Origin of the sequence: Pseudomonas sp. DR 5-09 (assembly GCF_001655595.1) — a bacterium.
In the GTDB taxonomy this organism is placed as follows: domain Bacteria; phylum Pseudomonadota; class Gammaproteobacteria; order Pseudomonadales; family Pseudomonadaceae; genus Aquipseudomonas; species Aquipseudomonas pharyngis.
The window spans coordinates 2,709,069-2,733,854 of record NZ_CP011566.1; the positions used below are offsets into that span (position 1 = coordinate 2,709,069).

The 24,786-nt window shown below is 64.5% G+C and carries 6 protein-coding genes; all 6 read left to right on the forward strand.

The window, feature by feature from the left end; genetic code table 11:
• Positions 1-779: 779 nt before the first annotated feature.
• The 6 genes from PDR5_RS12040 to PDR5_RS12065 are packed head-to-tail and all read left to right on the forward strand — an operon-like array spanning position 780 to position 24,753.
• Positions 780-9,779 (forward strand): non-ribosomal peptide synthetase, encoded by a 9,000-nt coding sequence (locus PDR5_RS12040; protein ID WP_064595656.1) that lies wholly within the window; start codon positions 780-782, stop codon positions 9,777-9,779.
• Entirely contained in the window at positions 9,776-13,888 is a 4,113-nt protein-coding gene (locus PDR5_RS12045; protein WP_064595658.1) for a non-ribosomal peptide synthetase, read from the forward strand. The genes PDR5_RS12040 and PDR5_RS12045 overlap by 4 nt, the downstream gene beginning before the upstream one ends.
• A complete protein-coding gene (locus PDR5_RS12050) occupies positions 13,885-22,983 on the forward strand; it encodes a non-ribosomal peptide synthetase (protein ID WP_064595660.1) in 9,099 nt (3,032 codons plus the stop codon). Before PDR5_RS12045 ends, PDR5_RS12050 begins: the two co-directional genes overlap by 4 nt.
• The gene (locus PDR5_RS12055; protein ID WP_237233828.1) at positions 22,980-23,669 is read left to right on the forward strand and encodes a hypothetical protein; all 690 of its coding nucleotides are present in this window, start codon (positions 22,980-22,982) and stop codon (positions 23,667-23,669) included. Before PDR5_RS12050 ends, PDR5_RS12055 begins: the two co-directional genes overlap by 4 nt.
• Complete coding sequence (locus tag PDR5_RS12060) at positions 23,662-23,868, forward strand: MbtH family protein (protein WP_064595662.1); 207 nt, start codon at positions 23,662-23,664, stop codon at positions 23,866-23,868. The genes PDR5_RS12055 and PDR5_RS12060 overlap by 8 nt, the downstream gene beginning before the upstream one ends.
• A 15-nt stretch (positions 23,869-23,883) precedes the next feature.
• Positions 23,884-24,753, forward strand: coding sequence for a TauD/TfdA dioxygenase family protein (locus PDR5_RS12065; protein WP_039771066.1), 870 nt, complete (start codon positions 23,884-23,886; stop codon positions 24,751-24,753).
• The last annotated feature ends 33 nt before the right edge of the window (positions 24,754-24,786 follow it).

The window sequence follows — 24,786 nt, forward strand, 5'->3', positions numbered from 1 at the left end:
AGCGCGGCTGCCGGAAAGATTTGCGGGTGGGCCGGCGTTCAGCGGTGAGGTTCAAGCCTGCCTTCACAGCCGAATGACTGCCAGTTATGCGTTGTTAGCGCTTGTTAGCGCCCGGCTGTCGAGGTAGGTCGCGTGGTGACTTTTTCGCTGGCCACTCAAGACGCTGCAGCGGTTTTCGATGCCCGTGGCCTGCACGAAACGGCGGTACGGTGTACGAGCATTTTTGACATCCCTGTCCCTTTGCCATCGTCACAACCATGTAGGAAACGTCCGATATTTATTTAGCAAATTTCCTACATTTTGTTTGCCTCCCTAACAAAAAACGTGGTTATTATCCGCCGGCGCTTCGGGTCACAAACCCGGCGCCAGAAGATTGCCGTGTGTCTACAGACCCGGCAGTCGCAGCCGATCGGGACCACCCTGGCGCTGTCATCCCCGCGCAGGTTGTTCCTCGTCGTTGACCCTCAAATGGAAGTCGAGGTTTCAATTGGTCACGCGGTTTGCAATCGTCGATGCAATGAACGGGGCGACGTCTGTCGCCAATGATCCGGCCCACTTTTCAGTTGCCTGCGCCGACCGCGCGGCGGCGTTTTTCTCCAGCCTGTCTCCCCCCGAATTTCTCCGTGTGCCCGCGTTCAACGCGAGTCTGCACGCGCGCGCCGCGCCATCCTCCTGAATTCGAATGACCGTGCCGGCATCTGATGCCGGGGCCTGACTGGCGGGGCATTTCTGTCCCGGCCTGATCACAAAAATAAAGTAGTCATGGACGGTAGCCTCCGATGCTCGATAACACTTCCTTGCGTGGGACGAATTCCGCGCAGCCCGACGTTTGCTCCTTGAAACCGTTCGATGCAGACCTGTGCGTGCACGGCCTGTTTGAGGCGCAGGTGCTGCGCAGCCCCGAGGCGATTGCCGCGCGCTGGCAGCAGGAGGCGCTCAGTTATCGTGAACTGAACACCCGCGCCAATCGGTTGGCCCATCAGCTGCGCAAACTCGGGGTCGGGCCAGACGTGCGGGTCGGGCTGTGTCTGGAGCGTTCGCTGGAGATGCTCATCGGCGTACTCGCGGTGCTCAAGGCCGGCGGCGCCTATGTGCCGCTGGACCCGGCATACCCGCAGGCTCGGCTGGCGCACATGCTGGCCGACAGCGCACCGCCGGTGGTGCTGACCCACGGCCAGGCGCGCGGTGTTTTGCGGGCGGCGCTCGAACAGTCGGCGATCACCCCGACGCTGCTGGATCTGGCCGACGCCCGGGATTGGGCTGCGCTCCCGGCTGACAACCCTGACCCTCAGGCGATTGGCCTGACACCCCGTCACCTGGCTTACGTGATCTACACCTCCGGCTCCACCGGCATCCCGAAAGGCGTGATGGTCGAGCATCGCGGGCTGGTCGCCGTGAGCGCTGACTGGGCGCAACTCTATGAGTTGGGCGAGCCGATCAACCACCTGCAAATGGCCGGTTTTTCCTTCGACGTGTTCAGCGCCGACCTGATCCGTGCACTGGGTTTTGGCGGCACGCTGGTGCTCTGCCCACGGGACACCCTGATGGACCCGCCGGCCCTGTATCGCCTGATGCATGACGCGCGCATCGGCTTTGCCGACTTCGTCCCGGCGCTGCTCAATCCACTGTTGGCGTGGGTCGAAGAGACCGGCCACGACCTGTCGTTCCTGCGCACCATGGTCTGCGGCTCCGACATCTGGACCGCCCACAGCGCGCGGCAATTGCGCAGGCTTTGCGGTGATCGCGTGCAGATCGTCCAGGCCTACGGCGTGACCGAAGCGAGCATCGACAGCACCTGTTTCGAGCTCACCGAAAACAGCCAGATCGACCCAGTGCTGCCCATCGGCCGGGCACTGCCCAACACCCGGATTTACCTGCTCGACGTTGACGGCGCACCGGTTGCCGAGGGCGTCCCAGGCGAGTTGTACATCGGCGGCGTCGGCGTGGCGCGCGGTTATTTGAACCTGCCGCAACTGACCGCCGAGCGTTTCATCGACAGCCCGTTCGTGGCGGGCGAGCGTCTGTATCGCACCGGCGATCTGGCGCGTTACCGGGCCGACGGCCAACTGGAATTCCTTGGCCGCAACGATTCCCAGGCCAAGTTGCGCGGCCTGCGTCTGGAACTGGGGGAAATCGAAACCCGGTTGGCGGACATTCCGGGCGTGCGCGAAAGCGTGGTGTTGCTGCGCCAGGACAGTCCTGGTGAACCACGTCTGGTCGCCTACTACTGCGAAAAACCAGACACCACTTTGAGCCCGCGTTTACTGCGCGAACAGCTGCAAATCAGCCTGCCGGACTACATGGTGCCGACCGCTTTCGTGCGTCTCGATGCACTGCCGCTGATCGCCAACGGCAAGGTCGATCGCCCAAATCTGCCGGCGCCGGACGTCGAGGCGTTCGATCAGCAGGAGTACCAGGCACCACAAGGCCCGCTGGAAACAGCGCTCGCCGCGATCTGGTCCGACGTGCTCGGCGTCGAGCGGGTAGGGCGTGAGGATCAGTTCTTCGCCCTCGGCGGTCACTCGCTGCTGGTGATGCGCGTGCTGGCGCAGGTTCGTCATGCGCTGGGGCTGGAAGTGGCGCCCTCGGCGCTGTTTGCCGCACCGGTTCTGGCGGCGTTCGCCGAACGGCTGCAAGCCAGTCAGGCGGCGGCTCGCCCGGCCATCACGGCCCTTGAACGCTCGGGCGCGCAAACGTTGTCGTCTGCTCAGCAGCGCCTGTGGTTTCTGGCACAAATGGAGGGTGGCAACGCTGCCTATCACATGCCGTTGAACCTGCGTTTGCGCGGTTCGCTGGACGTGCCGGCACTGGAACGCAGCTTCAATCAACTGGTGGCGCGTCATGCGGCGCTACGCACGACGTTCATTGCCGTTGAAGGGGAAGGGCGGCAATGGGTTGCGCCGCCTGCGCACAGTGTCCGGCTGACGGTGACTGACGTGCAGGGGCTCGATGCGCAAGGACGCCTGACCCGCTTGATCGACGAGGAGGGCGCACGACCGTTCGACCTGAGCCGGGGCCCGCTGATGCGGGTCAGCCTGCTGCGGCTGGCGGCGGATGACCATGTCTTGCTGCTGACCCAGCATCACATCATCTCTGACGGCTGGTCGATGGGTGTGCTCACCCGCGAGCTCGGTCAGCTGTACGCAGCGGCGTTGCAGGATCGCGACGATCCGCTGCCGCCCTTGCCGGTGCAGTACGTGGATTACGCGTTGTGGCAAAAGCAATGGCTGTCCGGCGACGTGCTGGAGCAGCAAAGCCGCTACTGGCGCGAAACCCTCAGCGGCGCGCCGGTGCTGCTGGAGTTGCCGACCGATCACAAGCGCCCGCCCGTGCAGGATTACCTCGGTGGTTTTGTCCCGCTGGTCTTCGACGCCGCCCTGACCGCACGCCTGAAAGCCCTGGGCATGCAGCAAGGCACCACGTTGTTCATGACTCTGCTGGCCGGTTTTTCACTGCTGCTGTCGCGTCTTTCCGGGCAAAGCGACGTGGTGATCGGCGTGCCATCGGCCAACCGTCCGCAGCAGGAACTGGAAGGGCTGATCGGTTTCTTCGTCAACACCCTCGCGCTGCGCATGACTCAGTCCGGGACGCCGTCGGTGGCGCAATGGCTGCAACAGGCACGGCGAGTGGCGCTGGAGGCTCAGGAACATCAGGACCTGCCGTTCGAGCAAGTGGTGGAATTGCTCAACCCGCCGCGCAGTCTGGCCCACAGTCCTTTGTTCCAGGTGCTGTTTGCCTGGGAGCAGGATCAGGATTCCGACCTGCTGCTGTCCGGGCTCGACGTTACGCCGGTCGAGAGCAGCCACCACGTGGCCAAGTTCGATCTGCAACTGGCGCTCAGTGAGCGCGACGGGCAGATCGTCGGTGGCCTGGAATATGCCTCGGGGCTGTTCGAACGCGGCACCGTCGAGCAGTTCGGCGAGTACCTGCGCCGGGTGCTGACGCAGATGGTCGAGGACAGCGAGCAGTCGCTGGCCGCGATCAAGCTGCTGAACGCCGAGCAGCACCAGCAAATCGTTCATGACTGGAACCGCACCGCGCGGGATACCGCGTCACTGCCCGGTTGCGTGGCGCGTTTTGAAACCCTTGCCCGGCAAACGCCCCACGCCGTGGCGCTGCTCGCCGACCGTGAGCAAATGAGTTACGGCGAACTGAATCGCGCGGCCAACCGCCTAGCGCATTACCTGATCGAACAAGGTGTCGGCCCCGAACATCGCGTCGGCCTGTGCCTGGAACGCTCGCCACAAATGGTCATCGGCCTGCTGGCGATCCTCAAGGCCGGCGCGGCGTACGTGCCGTTCGACCCGGCTTACCCGAGCGAACGTTTGGCGTTCATGTTCAGCGATGCCGCGCCGACCTTGCTGCTGACGCAATCGAGCCTGATGACCGGGCTACCGGCTAACGAGGCGAAAATCTGCTGCCTGGACACTGACGCAGCGCAATGGGCGCAACACCCGACTGATGATCCGCAAATCAATGTGAGCCCGGAAAACCTCGGCTACGTGCTCTACACCTCCGGCTCCACCGGGCGCCCGAAAGGCGTGGCCCACAGCCGTCGCGCGCTGGACAACCTGATTGGCTGGCAACTCGATCAAGCCACGGCACCGCAACGCGTCCTGCAATTCGCCTCGCTGAACTTCGACGTCTCCTTCCAGGAAATCTGCAGCACGCTCTGCCAGGGCGGCAGCCTGCTGCTGATGACCGAAGACAGCCGTAAGGACCTGGCCGCGCTGCGCCCGACTCTGGTGGCCGAAGGCGTGCAGCGGGCGTTCCTGCCGTTCGCCGTGTTGCAGCAACTCGCCGGCCTGACCGAGGCCGATGCCCCGATGCCGTCCGGTGGTTGCGAGATCATCACCGCCGGTGAAGCCCTGCAAATCAATGACGAGCTGCGTGGCTTTGTCCTTGGGCTTGGCGGTGTGCAACTGCACAACCAGTACGGGCCGACCGAAACCCATGTGGTCAGCCAGTTCAGCCTCGATTGCAACGAGGTCGAGTCCTGGCCGGACGCACCGCCCATCGGCCGTCCCATTGCCAATGCGCGGCTGTACGTGCTGGACGAATATCTGAATCCGGTGCCGGTCGGCGTGGCGGGTGAGTTGTACATCGCCGGCGCCTGCCTGGCCCGGGGCTACCTGAACCGCCCGGACCTGACCGCCGAACGCTTCCTGCCGGACCCGTTCAGCGCCGAGCCGGGCGCGCGGATGTACCGCAGCGGCGATCTCGCGACATTCCTGGCCGACGGCAACGTGCAGTACCTGGGACGCATCGACCAACAGGTGAAATTACGCGGCTTCCGCATCGAACTCGGCGAGATCGACAGCCTGTTGCATCAACAACCCGGTGTGCAGGAAGCCGCCGTGTTGCTGCGCGAAGACTTGGCTGGGGACAAGCGTCTGGTGGCCTACGTGGTCGGCACCGCGACCAGCGAATTCCTGCGAGCCGAATTGCAACGCCAGTTGCCCGAACACATGATCCCGAGTGCCTGGGTTCGCCTGTCGCAATTGCCGCTGACCCGCAACGGCAAGCTCGACCGCCAGGCGCTGCCGGCACCGGAACGCAGCGCCGGGGCGACCTACGAGGCGCCGCGCAATGACACCGAACGGCAAATGGCCGAGATCTGGGCCGAAGTGCTCAAGTGCGAACGGGTTGGTATTCACGACAACTTCTTCGACCTCGGCGGCCACTCGCTGCTGGCGACGCGGATGATCTATGCGATCAACCAGCGCATGGGCGCGCAACTGTCCCTGAGCAGTCTGTTCCAGACTCCGGTGTTGCTGGATCTGGCGACGCAGGTGTCGCGTGAAGAGCAAAGCGTTGAACCGGCGTTCATTCAGATCGAACCGGATCGCGCTAATCGACATGAACCATTCCCCCTGACCGATATCCAGCAAGCCTACTGGTTCGGTCGCGAGGCCACGGTCAGCCTCGGCGGCGTCAGCGCTCACGGCTACGAAGAACTGCGCATTCCCGAGTTCGACGCCGAACGTTTCGAACAGGCCTTGAATCGCATGATCCAGCGCCACGACATGCTGCGCGTGGTGTTCCTCAGCGACGGCACGCAACAGGTGCTGACGCAGGTGCCGACCTACCATATGCCGCGCAGCGACCTGCGCGGGTTGCCCGCCGATGTGGCGCAGCGCACGCTGGAAGCGACCCGCGAACGCCAGTCCCATCAGGTGCTGGACGCCAGTCGCTGGCCGCTGTTCGAGTTCAGCCTGTCGCTACTCGATGACGGCATCACTCATCTGCACATCAGCCTCGATGCGCTGATCGTCGACGCCGCGAGCACGCAGATTCTCGCCCGCGAACTGATGGCGTTCTACGTCGATCCGAACCTGGAACTGGCGGAACCCGGCCTGACTTTCCGCGACTATGTGCTGGCTGAACAGCAACTGCGTAATGGCCGCCGCTACGAGCAAGCGCTGGGCTATTGGCGTGAACGGGTGACCACACTGGCCCCGGCGCCGGACCTGCCGCTGGTACGCCAGCCGGAAAGCATCGCCAACCCGCACTTCACCCGCCGCGACCGCGACATGTCGGCGGCGCAGTGGACGCAGCTCAAAGCCGTGGCGAAACAGTTTGCCGTGACGCCATCGGTGATGCTGCTGACCGCGTTCAGCGAAGTGCTGGCGCTGTGGAGCCGCACCCCACGTTTCACCCTGAGCCTGCCGCTGTTCAACCGCATGCCGCTGCACAGCGATGTCGACGAAATCATTGGCGACTTCACCTCGCTGGTGCTGCTGGAAGTCGGTATCGACGGTTCGCAGAGCTTCACCGACAAGGCTCGCGCGGTGCAGGCGCAACTGTGGCGCGACATCGACCATTCGGTGGTCAGCGGTGTGCGGGTACTGCGCGAATTGTCCCAGGCCCGGGGCGTGCAGCAGACGGCGATGCCGATCGTGTTCAACAGCACGCTGTCGGAAGCGGCGCCGGAGCTGGCCGAATTCAACCTGGCCGACGCATTGAATGCCAAGCACATGCACAGCATCACCCAGACCCCGCAGGTATGGCTCGACCACACCTTGCTGGAGCTGGAAGGGCGCCTGCTGTTCAACTGGGACAGCATCGACGAACTGTTCCCGCAAGGCATGATCGAGCAGATGTTCGTCGCCTATAACACCCTGCTCGACAGCCTGTGCGAGCCGGCAGCCTGGGGCGCGAATACGCCACAACTTCTGCCACAGGCGCGGTTGCCAGCGCCGGTCGATAATCAACAAACATTGCCGTTGATGCACGAACTGTTCGAACGTCAGGCCCTCGCTACACCGGATGCCCTGGCGGTGATCGGTACGCGGCAACTGACGTACGCCCAGCTTCGTTTTGAGGCCCGGCAACTCGGCGCCCGACTGCAAGCGCAGGGTGTGCTGCCGAACCGCTTGGTCGCCGTGGTGATGGAGCGCGGTTGGGAACAAGTGGTCGCTACCCTGGCGATCCTGTATGCCGGCGGCGCTTACCTGCCAATCGAACCGACCCAGCCAGCGGAGCGATTGCGGCATATTCTGGAGCGGGCCGAGGCGAGTCTGGCCCTGACCCAACCGTCGCTGCTCGACAAGATCGAATGGCCGGCGCAAGTCACGACCATTGCCGTGACCGATGAAGTTTCAAACGATGGACTCCTGCAACCGGTGCAGGTGAGCGAAAGCGACCTCGCTTACGTGATCTACACCTCGGGCTCCACCGGCCAGCCGAAAGGCGTGGTGATCGACCATCGCGGTGCGGTCAACACTTTGCTCGACATCAATCGGCGCTTTGCCGTAGGCCCGACTGACCGGGTATTGGCGATCTCGTCGCTGAGCTTCGACCTGTCGGTCTATGACTTCTTCGGCACCCTCGCCGTGGGCGCGGCGGTGGTCATCCTCGAACCGCAACTGTCACTCGATCCGGCGCACTGGCTGGCGTTGATCGAACGTCATCGGGTCAGCCTGTGGAACTCGGTGCCGGCGCTGCTCGGCATGCTGGTCGAGTACGTAGAGGGCGGCACGTTGCCCGCCAGCCTGCGGGTGGCGATGCTGTCCGGTGACTGGATTCCATTGACTCTGCCCGAGCGGGCCTGGGCCTTGCAGCCGGATTTGCAACTGATCAGCTTGGGCGGTGCCACCGAAGCGTCGATCTGGTCGATCTGTTACCCGGTACAGCACGTCGACCCGGCGTGGCGCAGCATTCCCTACGGCAAGGCCCTCGATCATCAGCGTTTCTACGTGCTGGATGAAGCGCTGCAAGTGCGCCCGACCTGGGTCGCGGGGCAGCTGTACATCGGCGGTATCGGCCTGGCGAAAGGTTACTGGCGCGATGAAAAACTCAGCGCCGGCAGTTTCTTCGATCATCCACTGACCGGCGAGCGGCTGTATCGCACGGGCGACCTGGGACGCTTGCTGCCGGACGGCAACATCGAATTCCTCGGTCGCGAAGACAATCAGGTCAAGGTCCAGGGCTATCGCATCGAGCTGGGCGAGATCGAAGCCGCGCTCAATCGCCATCCCGGCGTGCAGAGCGCGGTGGTGCGGATTCTGGGCAGCACGCTGGGCGAGAAGCGCCTGGCGGGTTATGTGCTCAAGGCTGATCCGGCGTTGCAGGCCAGCGATTTCAGCGCGTACCTGAGCGACAAACTGCCGGCCTACATGATTCCGCCGTCGTTCACCTTTGTTGAAGCGTGGCCGTTGTCGTCCAACGGCAAGGTCGACAAGAAACGCCTGCCGGAACCGGAGCAGATCGAGGAACAAGGGCCGGCGCTCGAAGTCGAGGGCCCGCAGGAACAGCGGCTGGTGGAGATCGTGCAGGACGTGCTCAAGCGCGAATCCATTGCCGCCAACGCCAACCTGCTGAACCTCGGCGCAACGTCGATCGATATCGTCAGGATCAGCAACGCCTTGTCCGGCGCCTTGCAGTTCCGCCCGCACGTGGCGCAACTGCTGGCTCAGCCAACGTTGCTGCATCTGCTTGGCATGTACCGCCAGAACCGGGCGCGTCAGGATCTGCTCGGCAACGTGCAGCAGGCCCCGGAGCCCGCGCAGGACATCATCGAAGATCCCCAGCAGCGCGCGCAGTTCAAGGCCGAACAACGCGGACGCCGCGACTTCGCTCAGACCCTGCCGGCGCTGGCGCTGGACCTGCCGCAAGACCCGGCCTTCGCCCGACGTTTGAGCGATTACCGCTCGGTGCGTCAATACGATCGGCAACCGATCGCCACCCAGGCCTTCGCGCACGTACTGGCAGCGCTGGCCCAGGGGCAACTCGACGGCGAAGTGAAATACCAGTTCCCGTCGGCGGGCGGGCTGTACCCGATTCAGGCCTACCTCTACATCAAAGCGGATCGCGTGCTCGGCGTGCCCGGCGGCGCGTATTACTACGATCCCCGCCAGCATCGTCTGCTGGCGCTCCAGAGCGGAGCGCTCGACCCGGACACCTACGACTATTTCGTCAACCGTCCGGTGTATGAGAACGCCGCGTTCTCGCTGTTTTTCATCGCCGACATGGCGGCGATTCGTCCGTTGTACGGCGAGCGCAGCCGCGACTTCTGCCACATCGAAAGCGGCGCCATGGCCCAGTTGCTGAGCATGACCGCCGTCGAGCACGGCCTGGGCCTTTGCGGTATCGGCTCGGTCGAGGAGCAGCAACTGACGACGCTGTTCGATCTCGGGCCGAGCCATGAATTGATCTACTCGATGATCGGCGGTCTGCGCACGGCCGATGAACAACACCGCGCGTCGGTCGAGGCATTTGCCATCGAGGCTGTGACCGCCAGCCTGGACGACGAAGACATGGAGGAGTTCGAAGTATGAATGCCGATCAATTGCTGGCGTTGTTCGCTCGCCATGGTGTGGTGCTCGAAGTGGACGGTGACAGGCTGCGCTGCAAGGCGCCGCGCGGGTTTCTCACCGAAGAACTGACCCAGGCGCTCAAACGTCACAAACAGGAACTGATCGCCTTGCTCGGCGGGCACGATGACGCGGCGATTCCACGCCGCGCCGGCGCACACGTGTCCTGGCCGCTGTCGTTCTCGCAGCGGCAATTGTGGTTTCTCGATCAACTGGAACCTGGCAACCCGTTCTACAACGTGCCCACGGCGGTGACGCTCAAGGGCCGGCTGGACGTCGCGCAACTGGAGCGGGCGCTGAACCAACTGATGGCCCGCCACGAAATCCTGCGCACGACGTTTCGCAGCGTCGACGGCGAACCGCGTCAGGTGGTGCACCCGTCGATGCCGCTGTCGTTGTCGGTGACGGATCTGCGCCAATTGCCTGCCGACGAGCGTGAGCAACAGGTGCGATTCGCCGTCGAACAGGATGCCCGGGCGCCGTTCGACCTGGCCAGCGGGCCGCTGCTGCGGGCGTCGTTACTGCGCGTGGCCGACGATGAATACCTGTGGCTTTACAGCGTGCATCACATCATCGCCGACGGCTGGTCGATGGGCGTGATCCTGCATGAGGTCGCCACGCTGTACGGCAATTATCTGCGTGGCGAAACCCCGACGCTTGCGCCGTTGCCGGTGCAATACGCTGACTACGCCTGTTGGCAGCAACAGCGCGTCGGCGGTGCGGCGCTGGACGCTCAGCTCGATTACTGGCGCCGCACCCTGGACGACGCGCCGCTGTTGTCGACTTTGCCCGCCGACCGGCCACGACCGCTGGTGCAGCGTTATGTCGGCGCCACTTTCAGTTCCTCGGTCGATGGCGGCACCTTGCGTGAACTCACGGCGCTGGCCCGGCAGACCCAAGGCACGCTGTTCAACGTGCTGCTGGGCGCATTGGCGGTGCTGCTGTGGCGCCACAGCGGTCAGCAGGATCTGTGCATCGGCACGCCGTTCGCCAACCGCAATCGCCCGGAAGTCGAGCCGCTGATCGGCCATTTCGTCAACACCCTGGTGCTGCGTCAGCGCCTGAATCCACAGCAGACCTTCGCCGAACTGCTGCGCGACGTGCGTGGGCAAATGCTCGACGTCCACGCTCATCAGGATGTGCCGTTCGACCGCGTGGTCGAGGCTGTCAACCCGCCGCGCGATCCCGGTCATTCGCCGTTGTTCCAGGTGATGCTGGTGCTGCAGAACACCCCGGGCAACGCAGTGCAGATGCCTGGCCTGGAACTGGCGCCGTACGGCACCAGCAGTGCCACGGCCAAGTTCGATCTGGCGTTCGAATGGGTCGAGCGGGCAGGGCGGCTGGACTTGCTGGTGGAATACAACACCGACCTCTACGACATCGCAACCATCGAGCGCCTGAGCGGGCACTACCGTCACTTGCTCGAACAGATCGCCGCCGACGCCAAGCAACCGATCAATGCCTTGCCATTGATGAACGAGGCTGAGCGTCAGCAGGTGCTGGTCGATTTCAACCGCGCCACACCACTGACGCAAGCGGCGCCCTGCGTGCATCAACTGGTCGAAGCGCAGGCCGCGAGCAACCCTCAGGCCTGCGCAGTATTGTTTGAGGGCGAATCCCTGAGCTACGCCGAACTCAATGCCCGGGCCAACCGCCTGGCACGGCACTTGCGCACCTTGGGCGTCGGCCCGGACGTGCGCGTGGCGGTGTGCATCGAGCGCTCGCTGGAGTTGCCGGTGGCGCTGCTGGCGGTGCTCAAGGCCGGCGGCGCTTACGTGCCGCTGGATCCGGATTATCCGCTGGGGCGCCTGAGTCATATGCTCGGCGACAGCACGCCGGCGGTGTTGCTGACCCTCGGCCCGGCGCACGGGATTTTGCGCCAAGCCGTGCAAGGCTCGACTTGGGAAGCGCCAATCCTCGACCTCGAACAAGATGCCGCGAGCTGGGCGTCGTTGCCGGCCGACAATCTTGATCCGCGCCATGTCGGCGTCACCCCGGACCATCTCGCCTACGTGATCTACACCTCCGGCACCACCGGGTTGCCCAAGGGCGCGATGGTCGCCCACTGTGGCTTGAGCAACCTGCTGCTGTGGTGTTTGCAGGTCTGCGGCGAAGCAGGGGCGATGCTGCACAAGATCCCGTTCGGTTTCGATGCTTCGGCCTGGGAGACCTTCTGGCCGTTGGCAACCGGCGGGCGATTGGTTATTGCGCGACCCGGCGGGCATTACGAACCGGCCTATCTGGCGCGCGAGGTGCGCGAACGGAAGGTCACGGCGCTGGTGTTCGTGCCGGCGATGTTGCAGTTGTTTCTGGAGGTCGACGAGGTCAGCCAGTGTACGTCGCTGACCGATGTGTTCAGCGGCGGCGGTGAGCTGCCGCCAGCCCTGGCCCGGCGCTTTCAGGAGCGACTGCCCCATGCGCGGCTGCACAACGTCTACGGCCCGACCGAAACCACGGTGATCAACAGCATCTGGACCCTGGAGCCCGGCGCCGAGGTGCCGGCCCGGCAACTGCCGATCGGTCGGCCGATTGCCAACAACCGTTTTTACGTACTCGATGACCGCGACCAGCCGGTGCCGGTGGGCGTGACCGGGCATCTGCACATTGGCGGCGTCGGCGTGGCCCGTGGTTATCTGGGGCTGGCGCAACTGAGTGCCGAGCGCTTTATCGACAACCCCTTTGTCGCAGGCGATCGGCTCTATCGCAGCGGCGATCTGGCGCGTTATCGCCCGGACGGTCAGCTGGAATTTCTGGGTCGCAACGACTTTCAGGTCAAGTTGCGCGGTGTGCGCCTGGAACTGGGCGAGATCGAGGCCCGGCTCGAAGCGTTTCCCGGTATCCGCAGCGCCGTGGTGTTAATGGTCGGCGAAGTAGCGCAGGACCAGCGGCTGGTGGCCTGTTGCGTAGTGGCCGAGACCGTGGACGAAGCCGCAGTGCACGCCCATTTGGCGACGACCCTGCCCAGAGCGGTGATCCCCGGCAGCTATCTGTGGCTCGACGCCTTGCCGCTGACCGCCAACGGCAAAGTCGACCGTGCCGCGCTGACAGCATTGGCGGATGAAGAGATGACCAACCGCCAGGTCAACCTGAGCAGCCCGCGCGACCACATCGAACTGGCGCTGTACCAGATCTGGAAAAGCCTGTTGCTGGCGCCGCAGATCGGCATTCGTGACAACTTCTTCAACGTCGGCGGCACCTCGATCGCCGCGATCAAGATGGCTCATGAAATCAGCCAGCAGTTCGCGGTCGAAGTGCCGGTGCGCGTGGTGCTCAGCTACCCGACCATCGAGGCGCTGGGCGGCTGGCTGCGAGTCGGGGCCAACCCGGCGCTGGCCCAGAGCAACCTGATCGAGTTCCGTCGCGGCAGCGGCCAGCACAACGTGGTGTGCATTCACCCGGCGGGCGGTACGGCGTTCTGTTACCTGTCGCTGGCCAAGGTGCTGCCGGATGAAACCGGCGTGTACGGCGTGCAATCGCCGGGACTCAATCCGGGGGAGAGTACCGAACCGACGGTCGAAGCGATGGCCGAGGCTTACTTGCGCCAGATCGAACCGCTGACACAGCAACCGCTGATCCTTACCGGGTTGTCGTTCGGCGGCCTGGTGGCCTATGAAATGGCGCGGCGGTTGACGGCGGCGGGACATCGTCAGGTAACGGTGGTGCTGCTCGACACCCAAGGCAGTGACGACCCCGGTTTCCGCGAGCAGATCGGCACCGTGGACATGGCCGAGTTCCGCGACAAACTGGTGCGTTTCAACGGCATGTACCCCGGCATCGAAGACGCCCAGGTCGAACGCTACTTCAACATCTACAACCACAACCGCCTGGCCATGGCTGCCTATGAATGCGCGCCGCGCGCCGGTCGCGTGGTGCTGATCCAGGCGCGGGAAGATTTCAGTCGCCATCAACTGCATGAGCTGCGTGGCTTCTGGCGTCGCCGCGCGGGCAGCGGCTATCTGGCGAAACTGGTCAGCGGCGGGCACTGGGACATGCTCGAAAGCGCGGAAATCCACCGGGTCTCGCAAATCATCCGTCGGGAGCTGCAACGCTTCGACGCGCAGGAGGCGAAATGATGAGTGCGTCCACAGACATGCCGTTGCTAGCGCGTTTCGCCGAGCAAGTGCGGCGTAATCCGCAAGCTACGGCGGTGATCGATCAGTCGCTCACGCTGACTTACGCGGAACTGGCGAGCGCCAGCGAACGCATCGCCCGAGGATTGCTGGCGCGCGGCGTCGAGCCCGCCCAGTCGCTGGCGTTGTGCATGCCGCGTTCATGGCAATGGCTGGCGGCGATTATCGGTGCGTTGAAGGTCGGTGCGGTGGTGGTGCCGCTGGATCGGGCGAGCCCGCGCAAACGTCGGGAGTTGATGCTGGCGGATGCGGCGTGTGTCGGCCTGATTACCCTGGGCGAAGAATCGGCGTGGTCGCCTTCACTGTGGCAAACCAGTGTCGAGGCCTTGCTCGATCAGCCGGACGCTCCGCCGCAAACACTGGCCGAAGACTTCGCCGAGGTGATGTTCCTGTTCTACACCTCGGGCACCACCGGCACGCCAAAAGCGGTTGAGGTCGGCGAACGCGGCCTGCTGCGGCTGGCGCACACCGACGGCTATATCGAGATTCGCCCGACGGACCGCTTCGCCTGCCTGTCCAACCCGGCGTTCGATGCGTGCAGTTTCGAACTGTGGGCAGCGCTGCTCAACGGCGGTTGCTGCGTGATGATCGCCGACGAGGACGTGCTGGATGCGCGTCGACTGGCCGAGGTGTTGGAGCGCACCCAGGTCGACAATCTGTTCATGACCGTGTCGCTGTTCAACACGTTGATTGCCGAGTGGCCGTCGTGCTTTTCCAGCATGCGTCAGGTACTGATCGGCGGTGAGCAGATCAGCGCTGCCGCCGTGCGCGGCTGGTATCAGGCCAATCCTGAGAGCCGCTGCCGGATCTTCAACGTCTACGGCCCCACCGAATGCACCACGTTTGCCCTGTGCTGGCCGATCAGCCGCGATTTTGCCGGTGACTCGGCGCCCATTGGCCGACCGTTGCCGGATACCGGCGTGCAGGTGCTGGATGAGCAGCAACGCCCGGTGCCGGCGGGCGAGGTCGGCGAGCTGTATTTGAGTGGCAGCGGTGTCGCCCGTGGCTACCGCAACCGGCGCGAAGAAACCGCTCGCCAGTTCGTCCGTTTGCCCGACCTCGACGGTGGCGCTCAGGTGCATTACCGCACCGGCGATCTGGTGCGGCGCAATGCCGAGGGCTTGATCGAGTACCTGGGGCGGGTCGACCGGCAGGTGAAGATTCGCGGCTTCCGGATCGAACCGGGGGAGGTGGAGCAACGGATCCTGGAGCATCCGGGCGTGGCGCAGGTGTACGTCTGCACCCGGCGTCAGGCGGCTGAAGATCATCAGTTGCTGGCGTTCATCGTGCCGCGCGGGGATCTGGACTATCACGCCTTCGAAAACCATCTGCGGGCACAACTGGCGCCGTATATGCGGCCGCACCAGTTGTTTCTGCTGGAGCGCCTGCCGCTGACGGCCAATGGCAAGATCGATCGTGATGGCTTGCTGGCCCAAGGGTTGAGTCCGTGGCATCCAGTCCTGGCGGCTACGGATAACGAAAACGCTTCACCGGCGCTGGACTGGTTGCTGAGTCAGGCCCGCTCGCTGCTCGGCCAACCGGCCTTGAGCGCGCAGGACGACTGGCTGGGCAGTGGCGGCGATTCGCTCAAGGCCCTGCGCCTGCGTTCGGCAATTCGTGTCCACTGGCAGCGCGAGATCGCCATCGATACGTTGCTCAACGAGCCTTTCTCGTCATTGGCCGCACAACTGAGCGGTGAAACGAACGGCGAGTCGATCTACCCACCCGCGCCTCCGATCAGCAGCGCCAAACGCCTGCCGGCGACCGCCGAACAGCGCCGGCTGTGGCTGTTGCAACAACGCTCGCCGACCTCGACCGCCTACAGCGTGCCGCTGATTCTGCATCTGGCGGCAGGTGTCGAAGTTGCGGCACTGGCCGAGGCTTTGGGGCGTCTGGTGCAGCGTCATCCGGGATTGCGTACGGCATTCGCGGCGGGTGCCGATGGACTGGATCAGGTAATCGCCGAGCAGGGGTCGACCTGTCGCACCTTCGCGGTCGGGCATTTCACCGAGAACAACTGGCAGGCCTTCGCCGAGCTGGTGTTCGCCGCGCCGTTCGACCTGACCACCCCGAATCTGTTTCAAGCCTGGCTGCTGCCGTTCGCCGATGGCAGCTGCCGGCTGTTGCTGAACCTGCATCACATCATCGTCGATGGCTGGTCGGTGAACCTGTTGTTCGATGACCTGACGCAGCTTTACGCTGATGCCCTGCAAGGCCGCGACAGCCTGCAACCGGCCGCCCGATTGACGACGCTGGAGTTTGGCCAGTGGCAGCGTCAGTGGAGCGTCGATCCGCATTATCGCGACCAGCGCCGCGCCCTGGCCGAGTTGCATCGCCGTCAGGAAGAACCGTCGCCTGCATTGATGCCAATGCGCGAAATCAGCCCCGACGCCCGGCTGCACCGCGAACCCTTGGGCACCCTGCGCAGCGCCGCCCTCGAGCGCTTTTGCACCCAACAACGGCTGACCCGTTTCGAAGTGCTGTTCAGCGTCTTCGCCTGGAGCCTGTACGCCCTGACCGGGTGCGAGCGGCCACGGATCGCCAGCCCGGTGGCCAACCGGCCACTGGCGGAGTTCGAAGACACCGTCGGCATGTTTGCCAACACCGTGCTGATCCCGACCGCCGTTGAAAACGCATTGCCCCTGAGCGAGCAGTTGCGCAAACAGACCGCCACCGTGCGCGAGGTGCTGGCGTTGCAGGACGTGGCGCTGGCGGATCTGGTGGAAGACCTGCGGCTGTCGTCGAGCCCCTCGCTGTTCGATTTCATGTTCGTGCTGGAAAACACCGACTACGCCGCACTGGCCGACTCAAACCTGCGCGCCACGCTGGCATTCAACGAGCAGTTACACGCCAAGTGCCCGCTGACCTTGTTGATGGTGGGCAGCGGTTCGCAGCTGGAGTGCTGGTGGGAATATCAGTGCAGCTATTTTGATGCCGAACAGATGCGGGCGGTGAACGCGTTGTTCCGCCGAGGGCTGGACCTGTTGCTGGAAAGCCCGGCGGCCAACCTCGATGATTTGCTCGGTCCGTATCGACGCAGCCTGCCACCCGCCAGCGAAGGTCCGCAGATTGCGCTGCCGTTCAACACACTGGCGGACGGGTTCGAGCATCAAGTGCTTTGCATGCCGGAGGCGGTCGCGCTGGTTCAAGGCCAGCAGCGCCTCAACTACAGCGAGCTGAATGCGCTGGCCGATGCTCTGGCGGCAAACCTGATCGAGCGCCATCCGTTGCCGGCCGGGAACGCGCCGTTGCATGTCGTGCTGTTCCTCGATGCCTCGGTGGAGCACATTGTCGCCTTGCTGGCGCTGGCCAAACTCAACCTGACCGCCGTGCCGCTGGATCCCGCCTATCCGGTGGCGATCCAGCGTCAGGTGCTGGAGCAGGCGCAGCCGCATTGCGTGCTGTTCAGCGACGCGACCAAGGCTGCACTGGATGACCTGAACGCCGGACGATTCGCCACCCATCGGGTTGATCTGCGCGCCGATGCCGGAACATTCGAGCGTCCACGCCACGCTGGCGAACGGCCGTTGTACACGCTGTTCACTTCCGGATCGACGGGCACGCCCAAAGGGGTGCAAGTGTCGGAACGCACCCTGTGCAACCTGCTGCAATGGCAGCGCACCGAAGGGCAGTTGCCGGCGAAAGCGGTAACGCTGCAGTTCTCGATGCTGTCGTTCGATGTGTCGTTTCAGGAGATTTTCAGCACCCTGTGCGGCGGCGGTTGTTATCACCTGATCACGCCGCGCTGGCGTCAGGATGCCGAGGCGTTGCTGGATTACATGGTCGAGGCGCGAATCGAGCGCCTGTTCCTGCCGTACGTGGCCTTGCAGCATCTGGCACAAACCGCCGTGACTCGGGGCATCTACCCGCCGGCGTTGCGTGAGGTGATCACGGCCGGCGAGCAACTGCTTTGCACGGAGGCGCTGCGCAACTGGTTCGGCGGCATGCCGCAGGCCTCGCTGTTTAACCACTACGGCCCGACTGAAACCCACGTGGTCAGCGCCTTGCGCCTGCCGCCCGTGGCGCGGGACTGGCCGTTGCGCGCGCCGATCGGTCATGCCGTCGGCAATGCGCGGTTGCTGCTGGTGGATGAACACGACCGCCCGGTGCCCAACGGCTCTCGCGGCTATCTGCTGGTGGCCGGGCCGATGGTTGCCCGCTGTTATCTGGCCGATCCTGCCCTGAACGCCGCGCGATTTGTCGAGCTGGCAGACGGCTGTTTGTACTACCGCACCGGCGATCTGGCGTGGTCCGATGCCCAGGGCTGCCTGCATTACCTGGGGCGTGACGATCAGCAGATCAAACTCAGCGGCCATCGTCTGGAGCTGGGGCAGATCGAGGCGGCACTGATGCAGATGCCGGAAGTGGTCAACGCGGTGGTCGCGGTGCAGGCCGATCCGCCACGGCTGATCGCCTGGCTGCAACTCGAAGGCGAACCTCCAACGTCGCAAGCGCTGGATCGTCAGGTCGCGCAGCTGCTGCCGGCCCATGTGCGAATCGATGAATACCGGCGGATCGACCTCTGGCCACGCACCCCCAGCGGCAAGATCGACCGCAAGGCTTTGCCGAATCTGGGCGAGGCTTTGGAGCGGCGCAGTGCGCCACAACCGAGTGTTCAATTGAGCGCACTGGAACGGCAACTGAGTGAGTTGTTCCAGGCCGTGATCGGCCGGGATATCGAACCGGAGCAGACCTTCTTCGAGGCCGGCGCCACCAGCCTCGGCCTCATGCGTTTGCATGGCCGTTACGCCGAAGAGCTGCCGCACAAGGTGACAATGGCCGACCTGTTCGAACACGTCACGGTGCGGCGTCTGGCGGCGCACCTGTCGACCGCGCCGGTGGCAGCGGCGCAGCGGACACGGCAAACCGATGCAGGTCACCAGCCGATGGCGATCATCGGCATGGCGATCAATGTGGCCGGGGCACAGAACCTGTCGGAGTTCTGGGCCATGGTGCAACGCAATGGGCTGGGCATCGAGCACTTTGCTGCCGAAGAAGGCCTGGTCGGTGCCCGCAGCCAACTGGCGGGCATGCTCGATTTCGATCCCGAGTACTTCGGCATCAGCCGCCAGGAAGCACGGCTGATGGACCCGCAACAGCGGCATCTGCTGATGGCCTGCGTACAGGCCCTGCAACACGCGGCCATCGTCCCGTCGGCGGACGGTCCGCGCATCGGTCTGATCGCCAGTTGCGGCGAAACCACGTACTTCCAGCAGATGCTGCGCGAAACTGCCGAAGGCGATCTGCCGGACGGTTTTCAACTGGCGCTGCACCACGACAAGGATTTTCTGGCGACCAAAGCCGCGTATCACCTGGACCTCAACGGCCCGGCCCTGAGCGTGCAGGCCGCTTGCGGCAGTTCGCTCATCGCCGTGCACTTGGCCAGTTCGATGCTGCGTCAGGGCGACAGCGACGTGATGCTCGCGGCCGGGGTGCTGATCGACCCGACCCTGACCGAGGGCTATCGGCATCGCTCGCAGCACATCTTTTCCGCCGATGGTCTGTGTCGTCCATTCAGCGATGACGCCAGCGGCACCCTCGGCGCCAGTGGCTACGGCGTGGTGGTGCTCAAGCCGCTGGCCAGGGCGCGGGCCGATGGTGACCGGATCTATGCGTTGGTCGAGGGCTCGGCGTTGAACAACGATGGCCGGGCCAAGATGAGTTACACCGCGCCGTCGGTGGCGGGGCAGAGCGCGGTCATCCGCGATGCCTTGAACCGGGCCGGATTGACCGGTGCCGACATCGGCTACATCGAGGCCCACGGCACCGGCACCTTGCTGGGCGATCCGATCGAAGTCGCGGCGTTGACCAAGGCTTTCGGCGATGCGCCGGCCGGCCAATGCGCGCTGGCTTCGGTAAAAAGCCAGATCGGTCATCTGGGCGCGGCGGCGGGGGTAGTCGGGCTGATTCGCGCCAGCCTCGCGGTGTTCCATGGCGTGCTGCCGCCGAACCTTGGTTTTGGCCGGATCAACCCGCAGATCGATCTGGAACATTCGCCGTTCTATGTGCCGACCACGTCTCGGCCATGGCCGCAAGGGCGGCGGCGACTGGCCGGTGTCAGCAGTTTCGGGATTGGCGGGACCAACGCGCATGTCATCGTTGGTGCTGCGCCCACGGCGCAGGAAGGGGACGAGGAAACGTTGCCGCTGCTGATGATCTCGGCCCATAGCCGGGCGGAGTTGCTGCGCGATATCGCGGCGATTCGCGAATACCTGCACGCGAACCCGGAACAGCAGACTGCGTTGCTGCGGCACTTGCAGTCAGGTCGCCGGCAGTTGCGCTGGCGCTTCGCAATGGTTTGTGGGACGGGTGAGGCCATTCCATTGCAGCCGACAGCGATCAAGGAAGTCACGCTCTCAAGCGCGCAGGTGATCGCCCGTGATCAATCGGCGCAGGAGCTGCTGGACGCCTGGTACGAAGGCGCGAATATCCAGTGGCCGCAGCGCTCGGCACCGCCGCCCTGGGATTTGCCGCCGTCATCGTTCGATCTTCAGCCGTATCGTTTCCAGACTCCCGTGGCTAACCAACCTGCTGCGCCAGCCCTTGAGCGGCAACCGCTGGCGGACTGGTTCCACCAGCGCCAGTGGGTGCGCACCCGGCGATTGAGCGCGACAGCCACGACCCGATCCCGTGAGGTGCTGATCCTGTGTAGCCATGACGCGCCCGAATCGACCTTGCTGGCGAGCCTGAACACTGTCTATCGACGCGTGATTCAAGTGCGCACCGGCAATGGCTTCAAGCGCTTGAGCGCGGACCGTTTCGAACTTGATCCGCTGGACATCGAAGCCCTGAACCGCTTGCTCGCCGAGGTCGCAGAACCTGAACTCGGCGAACTCGACTGGCTGCATGCCTTGCCGCTGGCGGTGTCGGGCGCGGTCAACGAGCAATCGCTGGATCTGGCGCAGTGGGCCTGTCTGGACACGGTCAGTGCGCTGATGCAGGCCTGGGGGCAAACCCCGCGCACGACACGGCTGCGGTTGTGGTTGATGTCATGGCAGGCTTGCCCGGTAGACGGCGAGGTTCAGCGCCCCGAACTGGCAGCGCTGGCCGGCATCACCGAAGTGGTGCCGCAGGAATACCCGGTGCGTTGCCACTGGCTGGACTGGCCTTCGTCACGCCTCGAAACGCAGGCCGGCGAGTTGGCAGCGTTGCTTGCCGATCCGGTTTCATTGCCTCGGCGAATGGCGGTGCGAGATGGTTATCTGTGGCAGCCACGCTTGATGCCTCAGCCATTGATCGGCCCAGCAACGACATCAGGGCTTCTGCCGGAAGACGGTACATTCCTGGTGCTGGGCGGCAGCGGCGGCATCGGCCGGACCTTGTGCGAACACCTGCTGCAGGCGCCTGCACGCCGAGTGGTGCTGCTCTCGCGTCAGGGGCAACTGCCGGCGTCACTGGCGGCTTACGCTTCGCGGATCGACTGCATCAAAGCGGACATCGCCGACCTATCGCGCTGGCCGCAGGTCCTCGATCAACTGGCCGTTCGTTACGGTCGCCTGAGCGGGGTGATTCATGCGGCGGGCGTCGGTGCAGGCAGTCTGATTCGCCACCGTGATGCCCGGCAAATGGCCGAGGCCATGGCCGCCAAGACTCGCGGCATGCTGGCGGTCGAGGCGTTGATCGAGCACCTGACACCGGGTTTTGTCCTGTACTGCTCGTCGATGTCGGCACTGTTCGGCGGCGCGGGGCATCTGGACTACGCGGCGGCCAGCGGGGTGCTCGACGGCTTCACTCACTATCGCCCGAACCCGGCCGACGCTTGCCTGCGTCTGGGGATCAACTGGGACATCTGGCGCGACGTCGGCATGGCCACCACCAGCAACGGTGGGGACGCCGCGCACCTGGAGCATCTGACGGTTGGCCTGTCGGCGGAAGAGGGCTGTCGGGTGTTCGATCTGGCGATGGCGACGCAGTTGCCGCAGCTGCTGATCTCCACCACCGGCATCGACACGGCGCGGCGGTTTTATCCGGTTCGCCATGGTGCCGTGGCCGCAGCGGTCGAAGCGCCGAAGGGCGTGGATCTGTCGGCGCGCCTGCGTGAGTGCCTGTGCAAGTGGCTCGGTGTGGCCGAGCTGGAAGATGACGATTCGCTGTACGACCTGGGCGCGGACTCGCTGACGCTGCTCGACCTGATCGACGAGCTGCAAGCGGCCACGGGTGAGGTATTCCAGCTGTCGCAATTCAGCCACAAGGTCAGCCTGAGCGAGGTGCTGGGGCTGGTCTCGACCGCCACGGTTGAAGAGGCGCCCCCTGCTGCACCGCACGGCTGGCACGACGCGGTGCGGATCGATCAATGGCATGCCGGAGCCGGGCGTGACTGGCTGTACCTGATCCACCCGGTGGGTGGCGATGTTCAGGCCTATCGGGAACTGGTGTCGGCACTGCCGGCGGAACTGGGCGTGTGCGTGATCGCCGACCCGGCGCTGCGTCTGCCGCAGTTGCCGAACATCAGCGTGGAAGAACGTGCACGCTGGTATCTGGCGGCGATCAAGGAGCATCTTCCGCACGGCAGCACTTGGCGCCTTGCAGGGTGGTCCTTCGGAGCATGGGTGGCGCAAGCACTGTGTCATCAGGCCCAGGCTGAGGGCTTCAGGCAACCGTTGTTGTACCTGATCGACCCGCCCGCGCCGGATGCCGGTGCGCAACTGGCCGGCATCGACGAGCAGACCATCGAGCAGGTGTTCCAGCGCGAGTTCGCCCAGCGCTGGCCGGCGGTCGAAGGGCAGGGCATGGCCGAAGAACGTCAGGCGTATCTGCAACGGCTGACCGTGTGCTGCCGCAATAACATGGCCAGCATGGTCGTCTTCCGACCGCCAGAGCTGGCGACCACAGCGGTGCGGTTGTTCATCGCCGGGCACGCCAATCCTTACGGGCTGGGCAATGCCTGGAACCCGGATGACCTGCAACGCAACTGGCAAGCCTTGCTGCCGCAGTTGCGCAGCTGGCAAACCCTGGACACCGATCACTACGGCATCGTGGCGGGCCGCTGGGCGCGGTTGCTGGCCGAGGTGATCGGTACGGATGAGCCGGCGCCATGAATGAACCGATCTCGATGCCGCGATGGCTGCTGAATTTAGTGCAAGTGCTGTGCGAAACCGGACAGGCCGACGACCTGCGCAAGCGGATAGACAATGGCGAGGGTCCCGTGCCGTTGCGGCTGTTTCATCTCTGGCAGGCCGACGTGGTTCTGCCGATGCTCGGCGAAGCCTTGCCGGAACATCGACAGGCGCTGCTCGCGTTGCAAAGCCTGCATCAGCGGGCGGCGCTGGGTGTGATCGGGCGTCAGGGCGAATGGCGGGCCGCGCTCAAACCGGTGTTGCTGGCGCTGTATAGCAAGGCCTACGCCTACGACGCGGCGTACGCCAAGGCCCACGCCAGTGCAATGACCTACGGCCTCGCACCGGCCAACCGCGCCATGATTGCCGAGCACTTCGGCGATGCCGAGGCGTTCGCCGAGTACTACGCGCAACTCAATACCGAGGCCGCCGCCACCGCGTTTGCCCAGGCTCATGCCAGCGCCAACGCCGAGGTGTCGGCCCGGGCTTTCGCGGACGACGATGCAGACACCTGCGCTCAGGTCTGCGGGGCGTCCGTGCGGGTTTACGTCGGGGCCTGCGCTTCGAGCGACGAACAGCGGCAGGCCGCACTCAACCATCTCGCCGCCGGGCTCGACCGGAGTCTGGCCACGCTGCAATCCCGTTCAACAGGAGAACGACATGAATGACGCACACCTGCAATTCGATGTGGTGATCAACGCTCAGGGCCAGTATTCCCTGTGGCCGGCGGGCAAGCCGATGGCCAGCGGCTGGAGCGAGGCGGGGATGCGTGGCGAACGCCAGGTCTGCCTGGATTACATCAACGAGCACTGGATCGACATGCGCCCGCGTTCGCTGCGCGAGCAGTCGTCGGTGTCGTTCCAATAAAAAAGGTGAGGGAACATGGATCAGTTGGCACTCAAGGCAATCGAGCGCATCGCCGCCGAACGGCGTGCGCCGTATCAGCACATCACGGTCGAGCGGATCACGCCGATCATCGGCGCCGAGATCGGTGGCGTCGATCTTTCACAGCCGCTGAGCGACGAGCAGCTCGCGGAAATCCGCCGGGCCTTTCTGGAGAACCACGTGGTGGTGTTCCGCGATCAGCACCTGACGGTGGACGAACACAAGGCGTTTGGCCGGCTGTTCGGTGAGCTGCGGGCGCTGCCGGTGGAGGACATCGACGGCGATGACCCGGAGCTGGTGGTGATCCGCGCCAATGCGCAATCGCGCTACGTGGCCGGCGAAACCTGGCACACCGACGGTACCGCCGACCTGGCGCCGTCCATGGGCTCGATGCTGTACGTCAAGGAAACCCCGGCCATCGGCACCGGCGGCGACACGTTGTTCGCCAACATGCACCTGGCGCTGGAAATGCTGTCGCCGACGATGCAGCAGTTTCTCGGCGAACTGACGGCGATCCACGACGGCGCGATTCCGTGGAAGGGTTATGAGGCACCGGCCAACCTGCCGAAAACCGAACACCCGGTGGTGGTTCGCCACCCGGAAACCGGGCGTAAAACACTGTTCGTCAATTCCGGGTTCACCTCGCACATCGTCCAGTTGTCCGGCGGTGAAAGTCAGGTGCTGTTGAACATGTTGTTCGATCTGGTGGCGCGGGAGCCGGTCCTCAGCTGTCGCGTGCGTTGGGCGCCGAACAGCCTGGTGTTCTGGGATAACCGCTGCACCCAGCACCATGCGGTCTGGGATTATTTCCCGCACTCGCGGTATGGCGAGCGGGTGACGATTCTGGGGACGCAGCCCAAGGCTTGAGTCTAAAAAAACGGTGGGAGCGGGGGCCGTTCC

Coding starts and splice junctions, on each gene's coding strand:
- PDR5_RS12040 (WP_064595656.1), top strand. CDS start 780: ATGCTCGATAACACTTCCTTGCGTGGGACGAATTCCGCGCAGCCCGAC.
- PDR5_RS12045 (WP_064595658.1), top strand. CDS start 9,776: ATGAATGCCGATCAATTGCTGGCGTTGTTCGCTCGCCATGGTGTGGTG.
- PDR5_RS12050 (WP_064595660.1), top strand. CDS start 13,885: ATGATGAGTGCGTCCACAGACATGCCGTTGCTAGCGCGTTTCGCCGAG.
- PDR5_RS12055 (WP_237233828.1), top strand. CDS start 22,980: ATGAATGAACCGATCTCGATGCCGCGATGGCTGCTGAATTTAGTGCAA.
- PDR5_RS12060 (WP_064595662.1), top strand. CDS start 23,662: ATGAATGACGCACACCTGCAATTCGATGTGGTGATCAACGCTCAGGGC.
- PDR5_RS12065 (WP_039771066.1), top strand. CDS start 23,884: ATGGATCAGTTGGCACTCAAGGCAATCGAGCGCATCGCCGCCGAACGG.